This window comes from Brevundimonas sp. 'scallop' (assembly GCF_011045535.1).
Classification (GTDB): Bacteria; Pseudomonadota; Alphaproteobacteria; order Caulobacterales; family Caulobacteraceae; genus Brevundimonas; species Brevundimonas vesicularis.
In genome coordinates this window covers 2,457,666-2,480,165 of the sequence record NZ_CP039382.1, presented here as the reverse complement: position 1 = coordinate 2,480,165, position 22,500 = coordinate 2,457,666, and the positions used below count along the sequence as shown (strand labels likewise).

General features: G+C 65.3%; 25 protein-coding genes. 12 read left to right on the top strand and 13 right to left on the bottom strand.

All coding sequences use genetic code 11. The annotated features are described in order from the left end of the window. Positions 1-81: 81 nt before the first annotated feature. The 5 genes from E4341_RS12330 to E4341_RS12310 form a co-directional block, all read right to left on the bottom strand. Complete coding sequence (locus E4341_RS12330) at positions 82-300, bottom strand: helix-hairpin-helix domain-containing protein (protein ID WP_066551474.1); 219 nt, start codon at positions 298-300, stop codon at positions 82-84. Further along, positions 297-506, bottom strand: coding sequence for a hypothetical protein (locus E4341_RS12325; protein WP_165117626.1), 210 nt, complete (start codon positions 504-506; stop codon positions 297-299). The genes E4341_RS12330 and E4341_RS12325 overlap by 4 nt, the downstream gene beginning before the upstream one ends. 5 nt (positions 507-511) lie before the next feature. Next, positions 512-775 (bottom strand): DUF2171 domain-containing protein, encoded by a 264-nt coding sequence (locus tag E4341_RS12320; protein WP_055805667.1) that lies wholly within the window; start codon positions 773-775, stop codon positions 512-514. A gap of 130 nt (positions 776-905) precedes the next feature. Next, positions 906-1,571, bottom strand: a complete 666-nt coding sequence (locus tag E4341_RS12315) for an alpha/beta fold hydrolase (protein ID WP_205751290.1) — start codon at positions 1,569-1,571, stop codon at positions 906-908. Positions 1,572-1,660: 89 nt separating this feature from the next. Further along, entirely contained in the window at positions 1,661-2,806 is a 1,146-nt protein-coding gene (locus tag E4341_RS12310; RefSeq protein WP_165117625.1) for a DUF3182 family protein, read from the bottom strand. 225 nt (positions 2,807-3,031) lie between these two features. On the opposite strand from E4341_RS12310, the gene E4341_RS12305 reads away from it, so the two are divergent. Continuing rightward, positions 3,032-3,313, top strand: a complete 282-nt coding sequence (locus E4341_RS12305) for a SemiSWEET family sugar transporter (RefSeq protein WP_055753660.1) — start codon at positions 3,032-3,034, stop codon at positions 3,311-3,313. 191 nt (positions 3,314-3,504) lie between these two features. On the opposite strand, the gene E4341_RS12300 is transcribed toward E4341_RS12305, so the two are convergent. Genes E4341_RS12300 through E4341_RS15780 form a run of 3 tightly spaced genes read right to left on the bottom strand, consistent with a single transcriptional unit; the run spans position 3,505 to position 5,692 of the window. Further along, entirely contained in the window at positions 3,505-5,022 is a 1,518-nt protein-coding gene (locus E4341_RS12300) for a DNA polymerase Y family protein (protein ID WP_165117624.1), read from the bottom strand. Next, on the bottom strand, positions 4,937-5,440 hold the full coding sequence (locus E4341_RS12295; protein WP_370458455.1) for an ImuA family protein: 504 nt from the start codon (positions 5,438-5,440) through the stop codon (positions 4,937-4,939). Before E4341_RS12295 ends, E4341_RS12300 begins: the two co-directional genes overlap by 86 nt. 18 nt (positions 5,441-5,458) lie before the next feature. Then, positions 5,459-5,692: a hypothetical protein gene (locus E4341_RS15780; protein ID WP_370458454.1), complete on the bottom strand. Its 234-nt coding sequence runs from the start codon at positions 5,690-5,692 to the stop codon at positions 5,459-5,461. A 253-nt stretch (positions 5,693-5,945) separates the two neighbouring features. On the opposite strand from E4341_RS15780, the gene E4341_RS12290 reads away from it, so the two are divergent. Further along, positions 5,946-6,170, top strand: a complete 225-nt coding sequence (locus E4341_RS12290; protein ID WP_240893549.1) for a hypothetical protein — start codon at positions 5,946-5,948, stop codon at positions 6,168-6,170. Further along, positions 6,167-6,607, top strand: coding sequence for a DUF1810 domain-containing protein (locus E4341_RS12285; protein ID WP_165117621.1), 441 nt, complete (start codon positions 6,167-6,169; stop codon positions 6,605-6,607). The genes E4341_RS12290 and E4341_RS12285 overlap by 4 nt, the downstream gene beginning before the upstream one ends. Before the next feature lie 25 nt (positions 6,608-6,632). Here E4341_RS12285 and E4341_RS12280 read toward each other — a convergent pair whose 3' ends face one another. From E4341_RS12280 to E4341_RS12270, 3 genes are read right to left on the bottom strand one after another with little or no spacing between them, the layout of a single operon-like run. Continuing rightward, positions 6,633-7,280, bottom strand: coding sequence for an SOS response-associated peptidase family protein (locus E4341_RS12280; RefSeq protein ID WP_240893548.1), 648 nt, complete (start codon positions 7,278-7,280; stop codon positions 6,633-6,635). A gap of 59 nt (positions 7,281-7,339) precedes the next feature. Then, positions 7,340-7,786, bottom strand: coding sequence for a hypothetical protein (locus E4341_RS12275; protein WP_165117617.1), 447 nt, complete (start codon positions 7,784-7,786; stop codon positions 7,340-7,342). 1 nt (position 7,787) lies between these two features. After that, a complete protein-coding gene (locus E4341_RS12270) occupies positions 7,788-8,024 on the bottom strand; it encodes a hypothetical protein (protein WP_165117615.1) in 237 nt (78 codons plus the stop codon). A 547-nt stretch (positions 8,025-8,571) separates the two neighbouring features. On the opposite strand from E4341_RS12270, the gene E4341_RS12265 reads away from it, so the two are divergent. Beyond that, on the top strand, positions 8,572-9,117 hold the full coding sequence (locus E4341_RS12265) for a helix-turn-helix domain-containing protein (protein WP_240893547.1): 546 nt from the start codon (positions 8,572-8,574) through the stop codon (positions 9,115-9,117). Here E4341_RS12265 and E4341_RS12260 read toward each other — a convergent pair. Both E4341_RS12260 and cydD read right to left on the bottom strand, forming a co-directional pair. After that, positions 9,114-10,760: an amino acid ABC transporter ATP-binding/permease protein gene (locus tag E4341_RS12260; protein ID WP_165117611.1), complete on the bottom strand. Its 1,647-nt coding sequence runs from the start codon at positions 10,758-10,760 to the stop codon at positions 9,114-9,116. The two genes, E4341_RS12265 and E4341_RS12260, sit on opposite strands and share 4 nt — an antisense overlap. Continuing rightward, on the bottom strand, positions 10,757-12,361 hold the full coding sequence (cydD, locus tag E4341_RS12255) for a thiol reductant ABC exporter subunit CydD (RefSeq protein ID WP_165117609.1): 1,605 nt from the start codon (positions 12,359-12,361) through the stop codon (positions 10,757-10,759). The genes E4341_RS12260 and cydD overlap by 4 nt, the downstream gene beginning before the upstream one ends. A gap of 196 nt (positions 12,362-12,557) precedes the next feature. On the opposite strand from cydD, the gene E4341_RS12250 reads away from it, so the two are divergent. The 8 genes from E4341_RS12250 to E4341_RS15560 all read left to right on the top strand — a co-directional run bounded on the left by E4341_RS12250 (position 12,558) and on the right by E4341_RS15560 (position 21,199). Then, entirely contained in the window at positions 12,558-14,138 is a 1,581-nt protein-coding gene (locus tag E4341_RS12250) for a cytochrome ubiquinol oxidase subunit I (RefSeq protein ID WP_165118751.1), read from the top strand. A gap of 24 nt (positions 14,139-14,162) precedes the next feature. Next, positions 14,163-15,311: a cytochrome d ubiquinol oxidase subunit II gene (gene cydB / locus E4341_RS12245; RefSeq protein WP_165117607.1), complete on the top strand. Its 1,149-nt coding sequence runs from the start codon at positions 14,163-14,165 to the stop codon at positions 15,309-15,311. Positions 15,312-15,330: 19 nt separating this feature from the next. Beyond that, entirely contained in the window at positions 15,331-15,480 is a 150-nt protein-coding gene (cydX, locus tag E4341_RS12240; protein ID WP_017504187.1) for a cytochrome bd-I oxidase subunit CydX, read from the top strand. Beyond that, on the top strand, positions 15,467-16,843 hold the full coding sequence (hemN, locus tag E4341_RS12235) for an oxygen-independent coproporphyrinogen III oxidase (RefSeq protein ID WP_165117605.1): 1,377 nt from the start codon (positions 15,467-15,469) through the stop codon (positions 16,841-16,843). Before cydX ends, hemN begins: the two co-directional genes overlap by 14 nt. A gap of 128 nt (positions 16,844-16,971) precedes the next feature. Next, complete coding sequence (locus E4341_RS12230; RefSeq protein ID WP_165117603.1) at positions 16,972-17,628, top strand: OmpW family protein; 657 nt, start codon at positions 16,972-16,974, stop codon at positions 17,626-17,628. Between the two features lie 89 nt (positions 17,629-17,717). Next, entirely contained in the window at positions 17,718-18,689 is a 972-nt protein-coding gene (locus E4341_RS12225; protein ID WP_165117601.1) for a GAF domain-containing protein, read from the top strand. 137 nt (positions 18,690-18,826) lie between these two features. Then, positions 18,827-20,344, top strand: coding sequence for an aldehyde dehydrogenase family protein (locus tag E4341_RS12220; RefSeq protein ID WP_165117599.1), 1,518 nt, complete (start codon positions 18,827-18,829; stop codon positions 20,342-20,344). 501 nt (positions 20,345-20,845) lie between these two features. Further along, positions 20,846-21,199, top strand: coding sequence for a tyrosine-type recombinase/integrase (locus E4341_RS15560; protein WP_240893546.1), 354 nt, complete (start codon positions 20,846-20,848; stop codon positions 21,197-21,199). The last annotated feature ends 1,301 nt before the right edge of the window (positions 21,200-22,500 follow it).

The window sequence follows — 22,500 nt, the reverse complement described above, 5'->3', positions numbered from 1 at the left end:
ACTCAACAAGCCGACGCAGTTCAGTGTCCGTCTTCTCTAGTGAGGAAGCGATCTTGATCAGGCGACCCACGCATCGGACCGCTACTGCGAAGTTGGCTGGGTCGCTGGGCTCGTGGCTTTGACCGAAACGTGCGCTTCAACGCCGTCAGTCTTGCCGCTCAAACCCGGTACCTCATCGAGCTGGCGAAGGCTGGTGAAACGACCTCTTTCCTCACGATAGCGAACGATTTCGAACCCGTGGCCGCGCAACATCTCAATCCCGTCTAACGCGTCGGCGCTGGCGGTGTTCAGGTCGATCATCTCTCGTTTTCCGTAGCTGTGCCCGCCGGCCGGTGTCCGAGGGCGAAGTCGATGGCTTCGATATCGACCTTCAGCTTCACCAGATCACGGACGCGCTCGTGGTCGCCGGACGTCGCGGCGGCCGCGGCGGTCGACCACACTTTGGTTGTCAGCTGCTCGCGGATGGCCAGAAGCTGTGCGGCCACGGCATCGTTGTCTCGGGTCATCGACACTATTTCAGGTCGGCGATCGCCTCGCCGGCCTCTTCTTCCTCGAGAAGAGCGGCGTTGTCGGCGTTTGCCGACAGGCGCACCCGATTGCCTTCAACCTCGGCGACCAGACCGCCCGAGAGGTAGTGGTGGTGATCACTATGCGATCCGCTGTCGGCCTTGGTGAGCTTGATGCGATCGCCTTCGACCTTATCGACGGTGCCGAGATGGACGCCGTCGGCGCCGATCACTTCCATATGCTCTTTGATGTTCGAGAGGTCGGTCATGGTGCGTCTCCGTTTTACCTACGCCATCAACGAGGCGCGACGCGCGGCGTTCCAGAGACGAAAGCGGCGTAGCGGGTAATGCGGCTGCAGTACGTGCGGCTGCGCTGGGCGCTGAGCACTGGCGAGAGGTTCACCGATAAGACCGGCGGCTAGCCCGCACCATTTCCTCGACCCAGTTCATGAGCAGAGTGGCGTAAAGCCGCTGATGGGCGGGATCGCGCATCGCATGGGTCGCTTCGGCGATGATCCTGTGGCTGAACGAGTTCGCGTCCTTGAAGGCTGCCTGATACGAGGCGATGACTTCGGGCGGAATGCGATCGTCCTTGCCCGACTGCACGATGAGAACGTCGCCCTCGAACGCGGCGCAGGCCGAGAGCGCTTTGTCTTCCCGCGGCGTTCGCAGTTGCTGTCGATAGGCGCGCACCGCGTCCTTATCGAGCTTGGCCTTGGGCACGTCCCAATGCGCGTCCGGATAAAGGGCCGGGACACGCAGCGCCAACCAGCGCACGTCACGGATGCTCGTCAGCAGAGCCGACAAATAGCCTCCGTAGCTCGTGCCGATCACGCCGATCGCACCGGGATCGATCAGCGGCTGGGACGCCAAATAGTCATAGGCCGCGGTGACGTCGTCCAATCCGTTCTGCCGGGTGACCTCGTCTCGGCTCGCATCGCTTTCGGCATGGCCTCGAAGGTCGAAAGTGAAACAGATGCAGCCCAGTCGAGCGAGATCCTCGGCCAGGCCCAGGTCTTCTTCCTGATCGCCGCCCCAGCCGTGGACAAACAGAAAGCCCGGCACGGGGGTTTCCGGCGTCAGAAGCGTGCCGGTCAGCTTCTGTCCGTCGACAGACAGTCGGACCCGCCCTTCCTCGACGTCGTCAGGTTCAGTCACGCTGTCCTCGTCACATATTTCGTCATCGGCCCGACCTTGGGGTCCTCACCCCGGAAATAGACCACATCCTCCGGTCCGACATCGGCGAGGCCATACACTTCGACCGTGGCGGTTTCGACGGAGGTCAGCGCCGGCGAGGCCGCGAAGGCCTCGAGGGCGGCGATCTCCGCGCCCGTCGCGCCGCCGACCCGCCAGGACTGCTCCAGAACGCCCACTCGCCTTCGCCCTCGCGCATCCTTGCCGGCGAGGACATCGTAGTTCCGGCGGGTCAGAACCAAGTCCGGATAGGCGCGCTGGGCGGCGTCGTCGAACACGGCGGCGCAACGCACCGCTTCCACCGCCTCGGGGGTCAGTCCGAGGTGAGTCAATCGATCGAGATCGCCCCTGACGCACCTCAGTCGTGAACCGCCGTACACCTCGCGTCCCCTGTGATCCGTCGTTTCCCGCTGATCGCCGACATAGCTGATGCGCAGTCCGCCGACCGACAGGGTTCCAACGCTGTAGGTTTCCACGCCGAGCAGGTTTTCCTCAAGGACGACGCCGAAGGCGGCGATTTGCGCTTCGTCCTGATCGGCGATGACGGCGACGAGCGCCTCAGGCGTTTCGACGACCGTCTGGCCCAGCCCTGCCTTGGCCAGAACATCCTTGACGCGGACAGGCCCGGTCTCGAGGAGGCGCCGACCAGCTTCGATCGCGTCGGCGACGCAGAAGGCGGTGTAGCCTTCCAGAGCCGCATCGCCCAGACGGTCGGCCATGGTGTTGGACCAGCCGGCCGGGCAGGTCGCGGACCGATCGATCAGGCCGTGGGTGATCGCCTTGGTGGCGATGAAGCGGTGTGGAACGCGGCCGCCCAACAGATTGCCAGCGGTGAAGACCGTGCGCGAGGTCATGTCTTCTCCGATCAGGGTGTCGCGAGGCACCAGCAAGACGTCGGGTCCGACGTCTTCCGCGTCTTCAACCACATCAATGATCGGGAGCCGCAGAAGGCGCGCCAAGCGAGACACCAACATCGCTCTGGACGCCTGATCGTGCAGATTGCCCGGATTGTGCCCGTTCGGATCGAACAGCGCGATGCCGGCGAGCGCGGCCGCATTGGTGAATGAAGGCATCGGGGCGACGCCCAATGGATCGACGATGGTCATGACGGTCAGCGCTCCCTGCCAAGGGTCAACCCCCAAGAGCGAGCAACGGTTCAGCACGCAAACCCTTCTTTTTGCGGGCCCCCGAAGTCGTCGTCGGGAAGACAGGCCGACGCCCGACGGGGCAGAAATCAGGATTGGAAACGTCCTATGCCTGCACGGCTTTACCACTGTAGAGGTGCGTTTTCGCACACAGGAACGGTGACCCAGGGGGGGCGTTGCCCACCCGTGAGCGACTTGACAGCCAATATCGTGGGTACAGCGGCGGCGGTCTGCTCGATCACGAGCTTTGCGCCCCAAGCCCTCAAGATCTGGAAAGAGCGCGACGCGTCTTCGGTCAGCCTTAAGACATATTCGCTTACCGTTACCTGTTTCATCCTCTGGGTGGTCTATGGCGTCATGACTCAGGCCTGGCCGGTGACGGTGTCAAACAGTTTTGCTCTGGTCATGGCGGCGTGCGTCCTGATCATGAAGTGGCGATTTCGCGATGGCGATCCTGACGAGCATTAGGTCGTATCGACCGGCTACCGCCTATCCCTCGCCTTGCCCGTGCTTGTCAGAGTGGCCTGGTCAAACCGGTATTGCTGAGGAGAGCCATGCAGACGTGCTAGTTGTCCGACCAACAAGCGGCAGCAATGGACGATCGGTCAGCAATTCCTAGACAGCGCGGACCGCTCGAGATTGACCCCGGTCGAAAGGCGTCAGCCGAAGAGCCCGTGCAGCCACCAGCTGAGATCGCCGGTCTGAGGCTGTTCGCCATCGCCGCGTCGAAAGACCCAGAAGCGGGCTCCGGCCTCGTCTTCAAGCTGGAAATAGTCGCGCACCGCATCGCGTTCGCCGTCGCGTCGCCACCATTCGCCGAAGATCCGCTCAGGACCGTCAGCGCGCCTGACGCGGTGACGAACGCCGCGCCAGCTGAAGGCGACCGGCGGCTGATCGGGCAGGAGCGCCACGGCCTCGATGGCTTCGGGTTGTGCGAGCAGCCGTGAGGGGCGCGGCCAGCGGCGCGTCCATGTTTCCGACACCGGCGGCGCGGTCGGCGATAGTTTGCGGATCGAGCGTTCGGGCACGTCGCTCTGCGCCGGGGCCAGTCGATACAGGTTCTGCGGGCCGAGACGATTGGCGAGCAGATCGACGAGATCGCCGATGTCGGGCGTCGCCGGACCGCCCAGATCGTCCGCGTTCGGCGACCAGTCCAGCGGCAGGACGACCGGCGCCGCAAGGACCATAGCCTCCACGCCGAGACCAGGATCGACGGTTTCGATCTTGTCGCACAGCAGGCGTGTGAGCCGCGCGACATCGCGGACGGGGCGCGCCAGGCCGACGCGGATGGCTTCGGTCCGGTTGTCGATCCGTTCGAACCGGAGGTCGAGTCGCGACGCGCCAAGCCCTTGAGCTTCGAGCGCACCGCTCAGGGCTTCGACCAGTTTGAGCGTGTAGCGGGCCAGGGTCTCGGGCGCGCCGATCGGCTCGGCGAAGACCCGTCGGACCTGGATCAACTCCGGGGCGTCGATCGGGGTGATCGGCTCATGGGCGCGGCCGTAGGCCTGATCCAGGCGACAGATCAGCTCCGGTCCGAAGCGCAGGGCCAATGGGGCGCGAGGCTTGGCTTCCAACTCGCCGATGGTGTCGATCCCCAGACGCCCCAAGCCATCGACCATGTCGGCGGGCAGGCGCAAGGCGCGCAAGGGCAGGTGACGGACGGCAGTCCCCCCGCGCGCGACGATGATCGTCGGTTCGGCGAGGTTGCGGGCCAAGGCATACGCGGCGCCCCAGGTGTCAGCGAGGGCGGCTCGGGCGTCCAGACCAACAGCGGCGGTCTGGGCGATCAGATCCTCGAGCAGGCCCTCATCGCCGCCATAGCGGTGACCGGCCCCGGTGACGTCGAGCACCAGGCCGTCCGGCGGGTCGGCGGCAACGATCGGCGCATAGCGGCGCAGCGCCCAGAGGGCGAGCTGGTCCAGGGCGGCCGCATCCCCAGCGGGGTCGAAGGGTTGAACAACAAGATCGGCGACCAGGGCCCGGGCCTGGGTCGCGGCCATGCCGGGATGCAGACGATGGGCGCGGGCGGCAAGGTCGGCGGCCAGCACCACGCGTTTGCGGCCCTGGCGTCCGACCAGGACCAAGGGCGTGTCAGGCGACGGCGCGTCGGGTCCAAGCCGGCGTCGCAGCCGATCGGTCGGCCAGGTGGGGAGGTAGAGCGAGACGACCCGTCTCATCGCAGGCTTCCAATTCGAAATCCGCGCAGGCTCCGGCGCGGCAGCGGATCAGTTCGACAAACCAGCGCGGGCGGCCAACGCCGGGCACGGGCAGGGGGGCGGAGGGCAGGGCGGTGACCCGCCAGCGGGTGGCGGCGGCGGTCGGCTGGCCGAAGTCCGCCGCCTCGGCTTGACGACGCCATCTTCGGACCGCCAGACCGAGCGAGCCCGTGTCCTCGGCGACGAGCTGCAGCCGCCTCGACGCCGTCATGGACAGACGGGCGACTTCGCCCACGACGGCGCCGAAGCCGCCGTGACGCAGGCCGTCCTCGAAGGCGGCCAGCAATCCGGCCTCGTCGCCGGCCTCCACATAGATGACCCGGTTCGAAGACAGCCCCGCCTGCTCTAGCGCCGGTGCGAACAGATCCGGGCGGGTCACGCACCAGAGCACCGGCCCTTAGGTGCGCGCCGCCACGCCGGCCGCAAACAGAGCCGCGACGGCGCCGTCAATGGCCCCGTCGCCGCCGCCGGCCACCTCATGCAGTGCGCCGAGCGCCAGTCCTCCGGCGGGCAGCCGGCGATCGAGCGCGGCAAGGCCGAACGGCAGCACGCCGCCGGGCGGACGTCGACCCGCCTCGATGCGCGCGATCTCCGTACGGAGCGCCTGAAAGGATGAAGAGGCGGCGGACATGATCTCCTGAAACCGAATGCGAACTGAACGTTCCTTATTTGTTCTTATTCGAGCGTGTGAGAGTCAAGGCGGATCGCAACAGCGCCGTGGATCGCGCTGTGGGCGGCGCCCATCCGGCCCGCTGCGCGTTAGCCCCACGATGACGCAGCCTCTCCGATATCCCACCACCCCCGACGGCCGATATTTCGTGATGCGAGGTCGGCTGTGGCGGTGCTCCAATCCAGCTTTGTCGGCTGAGGCGAGGGACGAACGGGTGCACGATCTGATGTCGGCGCGCCGGGCGGTGCGGACTGCCCTGGCGGCTGAGGATACAGACGCACTGACCGCAGCTCGGCGGAGCGTCGATAAGGCCAAGGTGGGACTGGGGGAGCGGGGGCCGGTTTGGTGGACCGACGGCTCGCCGGATTTCAATCGCCACATGGCGCGAAACACCCCCTATGCAGACTGGTTCGCCAGTCTGGCTGAGGCGGGCGAATGACATTAGCGCTCGACCGTTTCGTCTTGGCTCAAGACTCCGTGTTCGAAACGGCGATGGCCGAGCTCGCGGCGGGTCGCAAGACAAGCCACTGGATGTGGTTCGTCTTCCCCCAGGCCCGGTCGTTGGGACGGTCTTCGACGGCCGCCTTCTATGGCATTGGATCGCTCGAGGAGGCGGAATCTTACCTAACTCACTCGGTTCTAGGGGCGCGTCTCATCCGCGCCGCCCAGAGCGCGACCACGGCGCCGGCGACGTCATTGCATCAGCTGTTCGGATCGCCCGACGATCTCAAATTCCGATCATCGATGACGCTATTCGCCGCCGTGGCGGCCGATCCGACCGTGTTCCACGCAGCGCTCGCACGCTGGGGCCTTTCGCCTGATCCGTTGACCGCAGAACTTGTGTCGATCGCCAGGGCGGGACCGGATCGTCTCTAATCAAATATCGGCCGCTTTGCGTGGCCTAGGCGTCGATAACTGACAGAGCGCCATCGGGCAGCGGGCGCTGAAGCGCTTTGGCCGTTTCCCACGGCGCCGTCATCCAGGCCTCGATCTCGTCGGGCTGTGTCAGGATCACCGGCATGGCCTTGGGGTGAACCGCGCCGACCTCCGCGTTTGGTTCGGTCGTCAGGAAGGCGAAGACGTCGATCGTCTCCATGCCGCTCTTGATCTTGCGCACGCTTGTGTGGGCGTGGAGGTGTATGCCGGCGAAGAAGGGCAGGGGCTCGGGGTCGTCCCCGCCGAGCTTGAACCAGACGGGTCGGTATTTTCCGGCGGCGTCCCGACCTTGTTCGCTGAAGGCCGTGAAGGGGACCAGGCAGCGCGATGCCGGCGAAAGATGCGGGCGCCAATGGCTGGAGCGGGTGTTGCGGACGTTGCTCGTGCCGCTGTCGGGCTCGAACTCCAGAATTTTCTGAAAGTCCACCTCGCCGCCCTTGGCGCGCAGCTTGTCGGCGCGCTTCGTCGCATTGTCGAAGATCATCCTTTTGGACGACGGCATGCCCCAGCGCGCGGATGCAAGGATGTGCTCTGCGCCGTCCCACCGTACAATTGGGGCTGGATAATCGGGATAGATATCGCCCGGCGCGAGGTTGCCGACGGTCGACCGCATCGCGTTCGCCGCATCCATTATGGCTTGGGGACCCGAGCGCTGGCGATAGAGGTTGCACATCAGACTCTGGTCTTTTTCAGATTTGCAGCCAGGGATTTACGGTCCGCCTCATAGGTCGCCTCCGCCTCCTGACGCGCCTTGTTAAGCGTGGTCTGCTGGTCCTCGAAATCCGCCACCTCGGCCTGACGGCGCTTGTCCAGATCGGCCAGCGCCGTCTTCACCTTTTCGATCCTGGCGGCGTTCGCCTTGGATGGTCCCCGAGGTTTGGCGGGCTTGACCTTGCCGATCTTGCCGACATCGATCGCGAGGCCCCGCTCGATGACCTCGCCAGGAGAGGCCAGGGCGGCCTCGTAATCCGGTCCGCCGGAAAGCTCGTTGGCCAAACCGGTTGCGAACAGATCCTGCTTGGAGCCCCAGGCTTCCAACGCCTTGGGTCGCGAGCTGGTGGCGACGGTGAAGGCATGGAAGCCGTCGGACCAGGTGAAGACCTTCAGCCTGGCCGCCATCTCAGTCGATCAGTCCGCGACGCTGCATAATCATGATAACGGGATCGGTGAGCGAAGCGATGACCTCCATGTCAAAGGCGTCCTCCGCTTCCATCTCATCCGCAAATGCGCGTGGTTGGTTCTGGCGTAGGGTTGAAAGCCGCCAGGACGACTGGACCACCTGCTGCCGAGCCATATGCTCGATGCGTTGAAGGCGAACGCCAGCGCGCAATTTGATGAGAGTCTTGCGTGTCGCCATCAGTCGGTCCTCCCAGCCGAACCCTGACACGCAGGCCGACGAATGTGGAGTCGCGACCGCGCAAAGACCGCGTTCGAGCGCCATCGCCAAAAAGGTCAGGCGTGAGCGCTCCAGCTACGTCTGGCCTTGACCCGTTGCGGACTTTGAGAAAGACCGGTTTGCGTCAAGGGCCTACCCGATCGCAGCGGGCCGAGGACTAGCACCCATCTGATCGATGCCGGCAGATCAGGAGGTCTGTCTCGCATCAGCAACTTGTCGCTGTTCCTCTTTGAGTGACGCAAATGCTGAAGCACTCTCAACTAGCCCGTCGAATTAGACTGCTTCGCTCGTGCTTAAGGAGTGCTAGACAGCGAGCATGTTGAAAGTCCGCGCGCTTCCGACGGCCTGTGCCGACCGGCCCACCAGTCCGGTCTGCTCAGGCTGTGGCGCGCGCGCGTTCAGCGTCTGCGACGCGTTGTCGGAGGTCGATCTTGGGCGATTGGATTCAATCGCAGAACGCGTAGCGCTGGCGAGCGGCGACGTCTTGGCCAATGAGGCCGAACCGGTCTTGAACGTTTTCAACATTACCTCGGGCGCGGTCCGGATCTACAAGCTGCTGCCCGATGGTCGTCGCCAGATTACCGGCTTCTTGTTCGCAGGCGATTTCGTCGGACTGACGGCGGGGGAAACCTACGCCTTCTCTGCGGAGGCGATTGAGGACACGACCGTATGTCGCTTCCGGGCCTCGGAGTATCGCGCCCTGGCGCGAGAGCGGCCCAGTCTGGAAGCGGCCTTGCTGAGCCGGGCGATGCATGAGCTGACGGCGGCGCAGGACCAGATGCTGCTGCTCGGTCGCAAGACCGCGCGTGAACGCCTGGCCAGCTTCTTGGTCACGATGCTTTCGCGCGATCCCCTGCGGCCCTCCGGCGACAATGCCGTGCGACTGCCGATGACCCGATCCGAGATCGCGGACTATCTCGGACTGACGATCGAGACCGTCAGTCGCGAGCTGACCAAGTTGAAGACCAGCGGCGTCATCCATGCCGTTTCCCTGCACGACTTGCGGATCGAGCGCCCTGACCGCCTGAAAGACATGGCGAACGGCGCATCCTAGGCGGCCATGTTATCCGGGGGGCAGGTCAGACGAAGATGTCCGTCGCTGTCCAGCCCTTCGACCCGGATGGAGCGGTTGCAGAGCGCCATCGGCGACGCCCGGTGGCTGACCAAGATCAGGCCTTGCCCCCGCGCGGCCAGGCGGTTCTGAAGGCGGCCCAGGATCTGGGCCTCCGTCGCGGCGTCCAGGCCTTCCGTCGGTTCGTCAAGCACTAGCCAGGGCGCATCGCGCAGATAGGCGCGCGCCAGGCCAAGACGCCGTCGTTCTCCGCCGGATAGCTGCTCGCCGTTCGGTCCGACGGGGGCGTCCAGACCCAGTGGTTCGGCGCGAATTCGGTCGCCCAGCGCGGCGTCGTCCAGCGCCGCCCACAGGGCCGCATCGTCGGCAGGTCCTGGAAGCAACAGGTTCTCGCGAACGGATCCGTTCAGCAGACGGACGTCCTGGGCCGCATAGGCGAACAGCTGGCGCCGATCCCCCGGCGCGATGACAACGGCGTCCAATCCACCGAGCCACATCTCGCCGGTCTGGGGCGTTCGCAACCCGATCAGGCGTTCGATCAGCGTCGTCTTGCCAGCGCCGGAGGGACCGAAGATGCCGAGGCGGTAGGGCGGCGCCAGCTCGGCGCCAAGGTTTGCGAGACCGAGCACCGCACCGCTGAGCGGTCGACCGTAACGGGAGGACGCCGTGGGCATGGCGGCGTCGAGGCGAGACAGGGCCTGGGCGGCGGAGCCGTTCTGGTGCAGGGCGACGACCAGTCCTCCGGCGGATTCGACGCCCATGACCGCCGCTAGGGCTGCCAGCGCGATCAGAGGCAGATCGGCTGGCAATGCGGCGGGAATGACAACGCCGACCGCGAGGGCGCTGGCCGCCGCCTGCCACACGGCCATCCAGCCGCCCGATCGGGTCAGGGCGATCTGCGCCGCGTCGTGATCGGCGGCGACCTGCGCGACCTGCGCGCACGCCCAGTCGTCAAGACCGTAGGCCTTGAGCTCGGGCGCGGCGGCCTCCAGGGCGGCGAGGCGATCCTTCAGCGCGCCTGCGCCGGTCTGCACCGCTCGGCCGGCGGGATCGGAGAGGCGGCGGGCGATAAGGACGCCGCCCAGGACGGCTGCGATCATCACGGCGAACAGGGCCGCGCCGGCCCAGGGGGAGGCGAGGCCGGCCAGCAGAACGGCGGAAACGGCGCCGGCGCCCAAGCTCCAGAGCGCCGAGCGCCGCACGAACAGGGTTTGAACCGCGTCCACGTCCTGAACCAGCCGGGCCGAGACCTCGCCGGACGACAGGTTCAGGGCGCGCTCGGCCGGGCCTGTGGCGATGGCGTCGAACAACTGCGGGCGCAGGCGGGCCAACGCCTTCAAGGCAGCCTCATGGCCCGCGACGCGCTCGACATAGCGGCCGCCGGTGCGGACGATGGCCAGCAGGCGGATGATGGCGCTGGGCATCATATAGTTGAAGCTCTGGGCGGCCGGCGCGCCTGCCAGGCCCGCAAAGGCTGCGCCCGTGATGAACCAGCCCGACAGCCCCAACAAACAGACGGCCGCCACCGAGACGACAGCGCCGCCGGCCGCAGCGAGCCGAAGCCGGGCGCGTTGAGCCTGAGTCTGGGCGGCGATCAGGCCAGCGATGCGTGACGGGACTCTCATAGCGTCACCACGCGGTCGGCCAGGGCGGCGACGGCTGGCGAGTGGGTGGCGATCAGGGTGGTGCGGCCGCACGCGGCCTGACGGATGACGTCCAGCATGGCGCGTTCCGAGGCCGGATCCAGATTGGCGGTCGGCTCGTCCAGCACCAGAAGCGGCGCCCGCTTCAGCATGGCGCGCGCCAGGCCCAGGCGACGGCGCTCGCCGCCCGACAGTCCGCCGCCGCGCTCGTCGATGGGGCGATCGAGATCGCCGGACAGGCCCGCCGTGCGCGCGGCCAGGGCGATGCGGCCGGGGCAGGCGGTGCGATCCGCCAGGCCGATGTTCTCGGCCAGGGTTCCAGGCGTCACGATCGGGTGCTGGCTGGCCCAGGCGACACGCCCGGCGATGTCGCCGCACTGGCTGAGCCGCGCGCCGCCCACCTCGACCTCGCCGCGCGTCAGGGGCGCGAGGCCGAGCAGCAGATGCAGAAGACTGGACTTGCCGGCGCCGCTGGCGCCCATCATCGCCACGATCTGGCCCGGCGCGATGTCGAGGTTGAACCCGTCGATGACCGGCGCTGAGCCTTCATAAGCGATGGCGACATCGCGAAAATGGATGGCGGGCGCCAGATCGCCGATGGGCGTGCGCTGGGCCGGGCGCGGGTCTGGCGTGATCAGGGATGGGGCCGCGGCCTCGGCGGCCTGGCGATCATGATAGGCGGCCGCCAGTCGGCGCAGCGGCGCATAGACTTCGGGCGCCAGGGCCAGCACGAAGAAGGCGCGCGACAGGTCCAGCGTCTCGGGAACGGGGAAGGGCAGCAGCCGCAACAGGTTGAAGCCGCAATAGACGGCGATCAGCGCGACCGACAAGGCCGAGAAGAACTCCAGCACGCCCGATGACAGGAAGGCGAAGCGCATGACGCGGGCGGTGCGGCGCTCCAGCTCGTCCGACGCCTGGGCGATCTGCACCGTCGTGCGGCCCACGGCGTCGAAGGCGAGAATGGCGGGCAGGGTGCGGATACGGTCGATGAACAGGCCAGACAGCCGCTCAAGCGCCTGAAACTGACTACGGCTTTCGCCCGCCGCAGCCGTGCCCGCCAGGGCCATGCCGACGATGAACGGGAACAGGGTGAACAGCAGAATGCCCGCCGACACCGGGCTGGCGATCGCGGCGGCGGCGATGATCAGCAGCGGCGAAACGCCTGCGGCGAGGCGCAAGGGGGCAAACCGCGAATAGTAGCTGTCCAGCGCGCCGACCCCTTCTACCAGGGCCGTCATCTGCGCGCTGGATCGCCGTCCTCGCCCGAACAGGTCTGACAGCAGGCGGCCTCGGACGTCGGTCTTTACCGCCCGACCCATCTTCGCGCCGACGATCACGGCGGCCTGGCCGATCAGGCCGCGCGCGATCAGACTGAACACAGCCAGGGCCAGCCACGGCGCGGCGGCGGCCGGCGATACGGTCAGGCTGGAAATCGTCAAAGCCAGCCCCGCCGCGAAGCCGATCGCAGGGGCGACGTCCGCAATGGTCAACACGCCGGTCAGCAGGGTCAGCCGCCCCCACGGACGACCGATCTGCTTCAGCCAGGCGGCCGCAGAGACAGGGGCGATTGGCACGGCGCTCATCAGGCGACTCCAGCGCTCGGCGCAGGCCGCGCGCCACTGGGCGAAACGTCGTTGGACGAAATGTCCAAGGACCAAGCGTCCAATAGGGCCCGGCGTTCGCCGCCGCTTTGATCGAGATCAAGGCGGGCGCCCCGTCCACCTTCTACGGCCATCGAAACGTCGGTCGAGCAGACCGATTCCTCGGAGCAACGCCATGATCGACCTCGCGGTCGTCGACCTGTCCCGGCTGCAGTTCGCGCTGACGGCCCTTTACCACTTCCTGTTCGTGCCCCTGACGCTGGGACTGTCGTTCATGCTGGTCATCATGGAGTCGATCTATGTGATGACCCGCCGGCCCATCTGGCGGACGATCACCCGCTTCTGGGGCGTGCTGTTCGGCATCAACTTCGTCCTGGGCGTCGCGACCGGCATCACCATGGAGTTCCAGTTCGGAATGAACTGGAGCTATTACAGCCACTATGTCGGCGACATCTTCGGCGCGCCGCTGGCCATCGAAGGGCTGATGGCCTTCTTCCTGGAGGCGACCTTTGTCGGCCTGATGTTCTTCGGCTGGGACAAGTTGAAGCCGCACGCCCACCTGTTCGTCACCTTCATGGTCGCGCTGGGCACCAATCTGTCGGCTCTGTGGATCCTGATCGCCAACGGCTGGATGCAGAACCCGGTCGGCGCCGCCTTCAATCCCGACACGATGCGGATGGAGGTCACGGACTTCATGGCCGTGCTGTTCAACCCGGTGGCCCAGGCCAAGTTCGTTCACACCGTCTCGGCCGGCTATGTCTGCGCCTCGGTCTTCGTTCTGGGCGTCTCGGCCTTCTATCTGCTGCGTGGCAAGCACGTCGGCTTCGCCAAGCGGTCGATGACGGTGGCCTCGGCGTTCGGTCTGGCGGCGTCGCTGTCGGCCGTCGTGCTGGGCGACCAGTCCGGCTACAATCTGACCGACAACCAGAAGATGAAGCTCGCCGCTCTGGAGGCCATGTGGCACACCGAGCCTGCGCCCGCAGGCCTGACGCTGATCGGCGTTCCCTCGATGAAGGACCGCGAGACCCATTTCGGCGTTCACGTGCCGTGGATCATGGGGCTGATCGCCACCCGCACCATCGACAAGCCCGTCGAAGGCATCTTCGAACTGGTCGCCACGGCTGAGGACCGCATCGAATCCGGCGTCATCGCCTATGACGCGCTGGAGAAGGTCAAGGCTGACCCGGCCGATCCCGTCGCGCGCGGCGTGTTCGAGACCCACCGCCGCGACCTGGGCTATGGCCTGCTGCTGAAGCGCCACGTCGCCGATCCCCGCCAGGCCACGCCTGCGCTGATCCAGCAGACCGCGTGGGAGACGGTGCCGAACGTCCCGGCTCTGTTCTGGAGCTTCCGCATCATGGCGGGCATCGGGATGTTCATGATCGCCCTGTTCGGTACGGCCTTCGTGCTGTGCACCCTGCGCAAGCATCATACGAAGTGGTTCCTGCGGTTAGCCGTCCTGGCCATCCCGCTGCCGTGGATCGCCATCGAGTTCGGTTGGATATTGGCTGAGTTCGGCCGCCAGCCCTGGGCGGTGGAGGGCGTGCTGCCCACATTCCTGGGCGCCTCGTCCCTGACCGTGCCGCAGCTGTGGGCCACAATCGTCGGCTTCACCCTGCTGTATGGCGCGCTGGCGGTGGTCGAGGTGCGGCTGATGCTCTTCGCCATCAAGAAGGGGCCGTTCCACGAACAGGAGACGTTCGGCGAACCCAGCCCCGAAGCGCCCGCCGAGCGCGTTCCCGCGCCCGCCGTGGCCTGACCCAAGATCTTAGGACATCCGACAATGGATCTTCCCCTCGACTTCGCCACGCTTCGCCTGATCTGGTGGGGGCTGCTGGGCGTGCTTCTGATCGCCTTCGCCCTGACCGACGGCTTCGACCTGGGCGTCGGCGCCCTTCTGCCGTTCGTCGCCAAGACGGATGAGGAACGCCGCATGGTGATCAACACCGTCGGCGCCACCTGGGAAGGCAACCAGGTGTGGTTCATCCTGGGCGGCGGCGCCATCTTCGCCGCCTGGCCCTTCGTCTACGCCGTCAGCTTCTCGGGCTTCTACCTGGCCATGTTCCTGGTGCTGTCCGCTCTGATCCTGCGGCCGGTGTCGTTCAAATATCGCTCCAAGCGGGCGTCGCCAAAGTGGCGGTCGTTCTGGGACTGGTGCCTGTTCATCGGCGGCTTCGTTCCGGCCCTGGTGTTCGGCGTCGCGGTGGGCAATGTCCTGCTGGGCGCGCCCTTCCATCTGGATGGCGACCTGCGGTCCTTCTACGACGGCACGCTGCTCGGCCTGTTCACCCCCTTCAGCCTCATCGCCGGCCTGTTGTCGGTGGCCATGCTGGTGCTGCACGGCGCGGCCTGGTTGTCGGTCAAGGCCGAGGCCGGCCCGGTGATGGAGCGGGCGCGTCTGTTCGGCACGGTCGCCGCTGTTCTGGCCCTGATCCTGTTTGCGGTCGGCGGACTGTATGTCGCCTACGGCGGCCTGGGCTACCGGATCACCGGCGCGCTGGACGTCAACGGCTTCTCCAATCCGCTGCGCACGACGGTCCAGGCCGCGCCCGGCGCCTGGCTGGACAACTACGGCCGCTATCCGTGGATGCTGATCGCGCCGGTCCTGGGCTTCCTGGGCGCGCTGACCGGCCTGATCGGGATGTGGCGGCGGTCCGCGCCCCTGGCGTTCGGCGGATCGTCACTGTCGGCCGTCGGCATCATCTCCACTGTCGGCCTGTCGATGTTCCCATTCATCCTGCCCAGCTCGGTCAATCCTCAGTCCAGCCTGACGGTGTGGAACGCCTCGTCCAGCCATCTGACCCTGTTCATCATGCTGATCTGCACTGCGATCTTCCTGCCTCTGGTGCTGCTCTACACCGCCTGGGTCTATCGCGTGCTGTGGGGCCGGACGTCGACCGCCGCCCTCAAGACCAATCCCGATCTGTACTGACCCTTAGGAGCGCAGAACCATGTGGTATTTTTCCTGGATCCTGGGGCTTGGCCTGGCCGTAGGTTTCGGCGTGCTGAACGGCCTGTGGCACGAGTTCCATCTGTTTGACGAAGGGGACGCCGGCCTGTCCACGCCCGACGCATCGAAAGAGGGCGATGTCCCTCTCTAGCCCCGCGCGCCTGTCCGTTCGCGACCTGATCGCGCGCTATGACGCCCATGCGCCGCGCTATACCTCCTATCCGACGGCGGCCCAGTTCACGCCTGCCGTCGGACCCGGCGAGTGGGCCGATTGGCTGGGGCGCGCGCCCTCCGATCAGCCGGTCTCGCTGTATCTGCACCTGCCGTTCTGCAAGCGGCTGTGTTGGTACTGCGGCTGCAACACCCGGGCGGTGAACCGGGCCGGCGTCATCTCCAGCTATGTCGATCTGCTGCTGCGCGAGGCGGATCTGGTTCTGGCCCTGATTGGCCGGCCGGTCCGTGTTGGCTCGATCCATCTGGGCGGCGGCACTCCGAACATGCTGTCGCCGGACGATCTGGAACGACTGTTCGCCGGTCTGTCCGCGCGGTTCGACCTAGGCGACTGTTTCGAGGTCGCCGCCGAGTTGGATCCCGAAGTCCTGACGCAGGAGTGGGTCGAGGCGGCGGGCCGCATCGGCCTGAGCCGCGCCAGTCTGGGGGTGCAGGACCTGTCGCCGCGTGTCCAGGCGGCGGTGAACCGGCCCGAGCGTTTCGAGACCATCCGCTGGGCGGCCGAAGCCTTGCGGGGGCAGGGCGTGACCTCCCTCAACCTGGATCTGATGTACGGCCTGCCGCTTCAGGCCGTCGAGAACGTCATCACCACCCTGGGCCAGGTCACGACGCTGAGGCCCGAACGGATCGCCCTGTTCGGCTATGCCCATGTCCCGTGGATGAAGCCGCATCAGCGGCTGATCAACGACGCCGACCTGCCGGACGCCGAAGCGCGCTTCGCCCAGAGCCAGGCGGCGGCGCGCTATCTGGTCGGCAAGGGGTGGCAGGCGATCGGGCTGGATCATTTCGCCCTGCCGCACGACGGGTTGGCGGCGGCGGACCGGGCCGGACGGCTGCATCGCAACTTCCAGGGCTACACCACCGACGCCGCAGACGTGCTGATCGGCCTGGGTGCCTCGTCGATCAGCCGCACACCCAAGGGTTTCGTTCAAAACCACGCGCAGGAACTTGACTGGGGCCGCGCTGTCGAGGCCGGCGACCTGCCGGTCGCCCGAGGCATCGCCCTGACCGAAGGCGACGCGTTCGTGAGCGAGATTATCGAGCGGCTGATGTGCGATTTCGTCGTTGATCTTGCGCCCATCGTCCGGCGTCGCGGTCGGGACCTGTCGGACGTCGCCGGCGCCTGGTCCCTGTTGGAGCGCTTCGTCGACGATGGTCTGGTGCGGATCGACGGGACGGTGGTTGCGGTGACCGACCTGGGCCGTCCGTTCGTCAGGGCGGTTTGCGCCGCCTTCGATCCCAATGCGGCGGCTCTTCAGCAAAGGCATGCGCGGGTGGTGTGAATGGAAATATTGTCCACCCCCTGACCGATTTGCGCTGGATCAAGGCCGAGGTTTTCACCGGGGTGCACGCCCCGCTCAAACGCCTGACGAAGGCCGCACGAGGCGGCCAGGGCGTCGGGGATCAGAAGATGAATACCAAGACCCTGCTGCTTGCCACCGTCGCCTTCACTGCATGCGCCGCGCCAGCCCTCGCTCAGACATCCGTTGCCTGGGAGGCGCCGAAGAAGGGCGACTTCCTGGTGAGCGGGCGCGTCACCGACGTCTTCTCCCAGGCCGATGACGCCATCACCACAGCCGCGGGCCCCGACACCGGCCTGAAGGTGGATGTGGGCGACAGCGTCATGCCGACCCTGGGCTTCACCTACTTCCTGACCGATCACCTCGCGGTCGAGGCGATCCTGGGCACGACCCGGCACGAAATCCGCGCCCAGGGCGGCGCAACGGACGTGGCCGTGCATGAGACCTGGGTGCTGCCGCCGGTGGTCACCCTGCAGTCCCGCCCGCTGAGCCAAGGGAGCTTCAGCCCCTATGTCGGTGCGGGCGTGAACTACATGCTGTTCTACAGCGGCAAGGACAAGAACGGCTTCACCGTCGATCTGGACGACGGTTTCGGCTACGCGCTTCAAGCGGGCGCGGATGTCGGGATTCAGGGGCCGTGGAGCCTGAACCTTGACGTCAAGAAGGTGTGGTTCGAAACCGACGCCAAGATCAACGACGGCGCCCTGAAGTCCAGCGTGAACCTCGATCCGTGGGTCTTGTCGTTGGGCGTCAGCCGCAAGTTCTAGCCGAAGGCTCTACGGGTCAGCGACCTTTGTCCCATTGACTGTAACGCCGATGCGGCGCTCTTTTTCCGAAAAAGCGCCAGGAAACATCGATGGTCGCGCAAACGGGAAACGGCCACGGCAAGCTGATCAAACAGGCGCTGGACGCCGCCGGAGGTGAGGCGCGTTCGGCCCTGGCGGCGTCATGGCGACGGTCGATGTCGCTTTATGGGCTCGATCCTGAGGATGAAGGCCGACCGAACACCCTGACAGACCAGGAGTTGCGCGAAGCCCGTGACGCCATGGAGCCGATGACAAGGGCGGCTCAGGACTCGCTTGACCGCCTGTTCCTGGCCGTCGGCGACACCGGATGCTGTGTCCTTCTCACCAACGCTGAAGGGGTGACCCTGGAACGGCGAGGCGCAGCGGCGGATGATGAGATCTTCCGCCGCTGGGGATTATGGCCCGGCGCGGTCTGGTCTGAGGCGGTTGAGGGTACAAACGGCATCGGCACGGCTTTGGCCGAGCGTCGGCCGCTGACCATCCATCGCGATCAGCATTTTCATACCCGTAACACGGCGCTGAGTTGCACCAGCCATCCCATCTACGGTCCGACAGGGCGGCTGGCGGGCTTGTTGGACGTCTCGTCGTGCCGTGCCGATGCGACGCAAGGCGTACTGGGGTTGATTGCGGCGGCGGTGGCGGATGCTGCGAGAGCGATCGAGGCGCAAACCTTCCGGCAGGCCTTTCCCCACGCGCGCATCGTGCTGACCGACGATGCGGCCGGACGAAACACGGCGGCTCTGCTGGCGGTTGACCAGGACGATCTGGTGGTTGGAGCGACGCGGGCCGCACGCCTTGCGCTCGCGATCACCGACGACCGGATCGCGAACCAGCTCGCGGCATCGGAGGTGCTGGGCGTAGGCGCCGTAGAAGCCGATCTTCTGAACGCCGAACGCGGCGCGGTGCGTCGCGCGCTAGCCTTGAGCGGCGGCAATGTCTCGGCGGCCGCGCGCGCGCTCGGGGTCAGCCGCGCGACCCTGCACCGTAAGCTGCACCGGCTAGGCCTCTCTAACGCACCTTAGCAAGTGATCTGTCGCAGTTCTGAGACAGGTTTGCGCCGCAGCATGGCAGCGGCGTATGGCGTTACGCTCTCGGCGGGATGACCTTCTGATCCAACGACGTCGACAATCGACGCCAGAGGACAACGCAGGAGGCCTTCATGACCAAGCCCGAATTCATTCGCGCCGCGACCCCCAAATTCAAGGCGCGCTACGACAACTTCATCGGCGGACGCTGGGTCCAGCCCGTCAACGGCCGCTATTTCGAGAACACCTCGCCGGTGAATGGCCGGGTCCTGTGCGAGGTCGCACGATCGAACGCGGCCGACGTCGAACTGGCTCTGGACGCCGCTCACGCCGCCAAGGACGCCTGGGGGCGAACCAGCGTCGCCGAACGCGCCGTCCTCCTGAACAAGATCGCCGACCGGATCGAAGCCAATCTGCAAGCCGTCGCAGAGGCGGAGACTTGGGACAACGGAAAGCCTGTGCGCGAGACGACGGCCGCCGACATCCCCCTCGCGATCGACCATTTCCGCTATTTCGCCGGCTGCATCCGGGCCCAGGAAGGCGGAGTCTCGGAACTGGACCACGATACGGTCGCCTATCACTTCCACGAGCCGCTTGGCGTGGTGGGGCAGATCATCCCTTGGAACTTCCCGATCCTGATGGCGGCCTGGAAGATCGCTCCGGCCCTGGCGGCGGGCAACTGCATCGTGCTGAAGCCGGCGGAGCAGACCCCGGCGTCCATCCTCGTGGTGATCGAACTGATCCAGGATTTGCTGCCGGCCGGCGTGCTGAACATCGTGTCGGGCACGGGGGCCGAGGTGGGCGAGCCGCTGGCCACCAATCCGCGCATCGCCAAGATCGCCTTCACCGGCTCGACCGCCGTTGGTCAGAAGATCATGCAGTATGCCACCCAGAACCTGATTCCGGTCACGCTGGAGCTCGGTGGTAAGTCGCCGAACATCTTCTTCAAGGACGTGATGGATCACGACGACGCCTATCTGGACAAGGCGCTGGAAGGCTTCGCCATGTTCGCGCTCAATCAGGGCGAGGTCTGCACCTGCCCCAGCCGCGCTTTGATCCATGAGGACATCTATGAGGCCTTCATCGAGAAGGCGATCGCCCGGGTGGAGACCATCGTCCAAGGCGACCCTCTGGACCCGGCCACCATGGTCGGCGCCCAGGCCTCGGACCAGCAGTTGAAGAAAATTCTCGGCTACCTGAAGCTGGGCAGGGAGGAGGGCGCCGAGGTCCTGACCGGCGGCGATCAGGCCGCGCTCAAGGACGATCTGGCCGGCGGCTACTACGTCAAGCCCACCGTGTTCAAAGGCACTAACGACATGCGGATCTTCCAAGAGGAGATCTTCGGTCCGGTCCTGGCGGTCACGACCTTCAAGACTTTTGAAGAGGCCATGGAAATCGCCAACGACACCGAATACGGCCTGGGGGCCGGGGTTTGGTCGCGCGACATGAACACCGCCTATCGCGCCGGTCGCGCTATCCAGGCTGGCCGGGTCTGGACCAACTGCTATCACCAGTATCCGGCCCATGCGGCCTTCGGCGGCTACAAGAAGTCGGGCATCGGGCGGGAGAACCACCGCATGATGCTGGACCACTATCAGCAGACCAAGAACCTGTTGGTCAGGTACAGCCCCGACAAATTGGGCTTCTTCTGACCTGGGCACAGGATGGCCAATCTAGGATTGGCCATCCTTCTTAGCGTCCTACCTCTCACCTGCGCGGGCCTGCACCTGATCACGGTGTAGCTGCCGGGAGCTCGGACAAGGGACGGCATTAGAGCCGCCAAACGGCAGCTTTCGAGCTTTGAGGCTATGACCGTATTTCGGCATCTGCGCCGTTTGAAGCGTATTCTGGGGAGGGGGCGTCGATTGTGGGGGGTGGCCATGAGCCAGCCAGATCTCATTCGTTTTCTCCGCAAGCCCTGGAACACTGGTCGATTGACCGGAGCCAGGCACCCCTCAAGCCAAAGCACATCTGGACAAGCCGACAGCATCTCAAATCCGTCGGATCGATCCGAGATCTGGCGATGTTCAACATCGCGTTGGACGCCAAACTGCGGGGCTGTGACCTAGTAAAGCTCCGGCTCGGCGACATTGCTCAGGGCGGCGTCATTCGGCAACAATCGACGATCGTACAGCAAAAAGACCGGTCGGCCAGTGCCGTTCGAGATCACGGAGGCCGCGAGAGAAGCGTTGGCTCACTGGCTGGAGCGAAGAGGGCGATGGCGCGACGACTGGCTGTTTCCCAGTCGCAGCCGAGATGGACAGCGCATTGGCACGAGACAGTACGCTCGGCTGGTCGATGCCTGGGTGAGGATGATCGACCTCAACCCAACTGCCTACGGCACCCACAGCCTTCGACGTACGAAGGTGGCCTTGATCTACAGAAAGACCGGAAACCTACGCGCCTGCCAACTCCTGCTTGGCCACGGAAAGCTGGAGAGCACCGTCCGATATCTCGGCATCGAGGTGGACGGCGCGTTGCAGATTTCGGAGCAGACAGACCTTTGAGCCGGCTCGGGGCAGCTCGCCGGAAAGCGGACTGCCCCAATGTCTCGGACGGGTGGAAAGCGGACTTATCGCACCAGCGGACCTGGTGGGGACCGAGGCGTGCGCCCATCTTTCAGGCCGTAGGCTTCCATAAACCTAAAATATTCAGAGTATTGAGGTCTTGCGGCCGTTCCACAAGCGACGTCCAGTTGATGCTGGCGAATAATATCCCCTTCGACCAGTTCGAACCCAGCTGGAATGGACGGCGGTCTAAATGGATCGGCATTCGGTCGGTAATTTAGCTTGGTGAACTCTGACCGACCTATGCTGGCAATCAAAAACGAGCCACTCTTCACTATAGGCTAGTGTTCTTCCTGCTGAGAAAGCCGAGCCATGACGGAAGACTGTGTAAGCCCAAGCTCTCAATCGGCCGTCGTCCAATCGAAAGGAAGCGCCAACCGCAGTGGCCTTTTCGTTGTCCGCATAGGCGACGACCACAGCAGGCGCATCATTGACCGGCCGCTCGGTCGTAAGGGCCTGTCCAGAAAATACGAGGGCGAAAGCTAGGGTGGCTGGTATCATCACGATAGTTAATTACGCAGACACATGGCTGCTATGGGTCGATTTCGGCCTTTACGTCAGGTGTCGAAATCGGTCCTAGCCAATCGTGCCCGACAGAAGACACGGCGAACGACGACTAGGGGTGGTTAGCGGACCTACCCATTAGTCTGTTCGGATGAACGGCCTAGCACGACACGTGTAACGCCCCTCCGCAATCTGGATCTCCGCTCCAAGACGAGGAGGGATCGCAAAGTAGGTGTTTCTACCTTTCGATTTCACGAGAATTTTCGCAGGTCCATAAACAAAGCATTCTCCAATGCCCACCTCGGTGAAACGACAGTCAGTGATACCTTCAAGGGTCTGCAGCGTGAAATCCCCGGATGTGATGTTATTCCGGATCGAGCCCCAGTAGTCATTCGGGAAGCCACCTACCTCAGCGCAAGGCGTGCCCGGGTTGGTTTGTCCGAAATACGTCAGTAGGACTAATCCAAGGATGATCATGATTATTCCTCACTTCGATAGGGGAGTATACGGGCGCTGAAGGTCCGCAATGGGTCGATTTCAGTCGTGTCCCGGATCAAGACAAGGGACTCTGGCTTCCCGACCGCCAAGCAGCCGCGATGATGGTCAGCCGAAGTCGGGGAGCGGATGTGCCCGAGTGACTTCGCTGCGCAGGCAGATATGCTGAGCGTATGATGGAGACAAACCTTCAAGAGCCGCCTGCAATAATCGAGTTGCGCAGAGATGCGCAAGCGATCGCG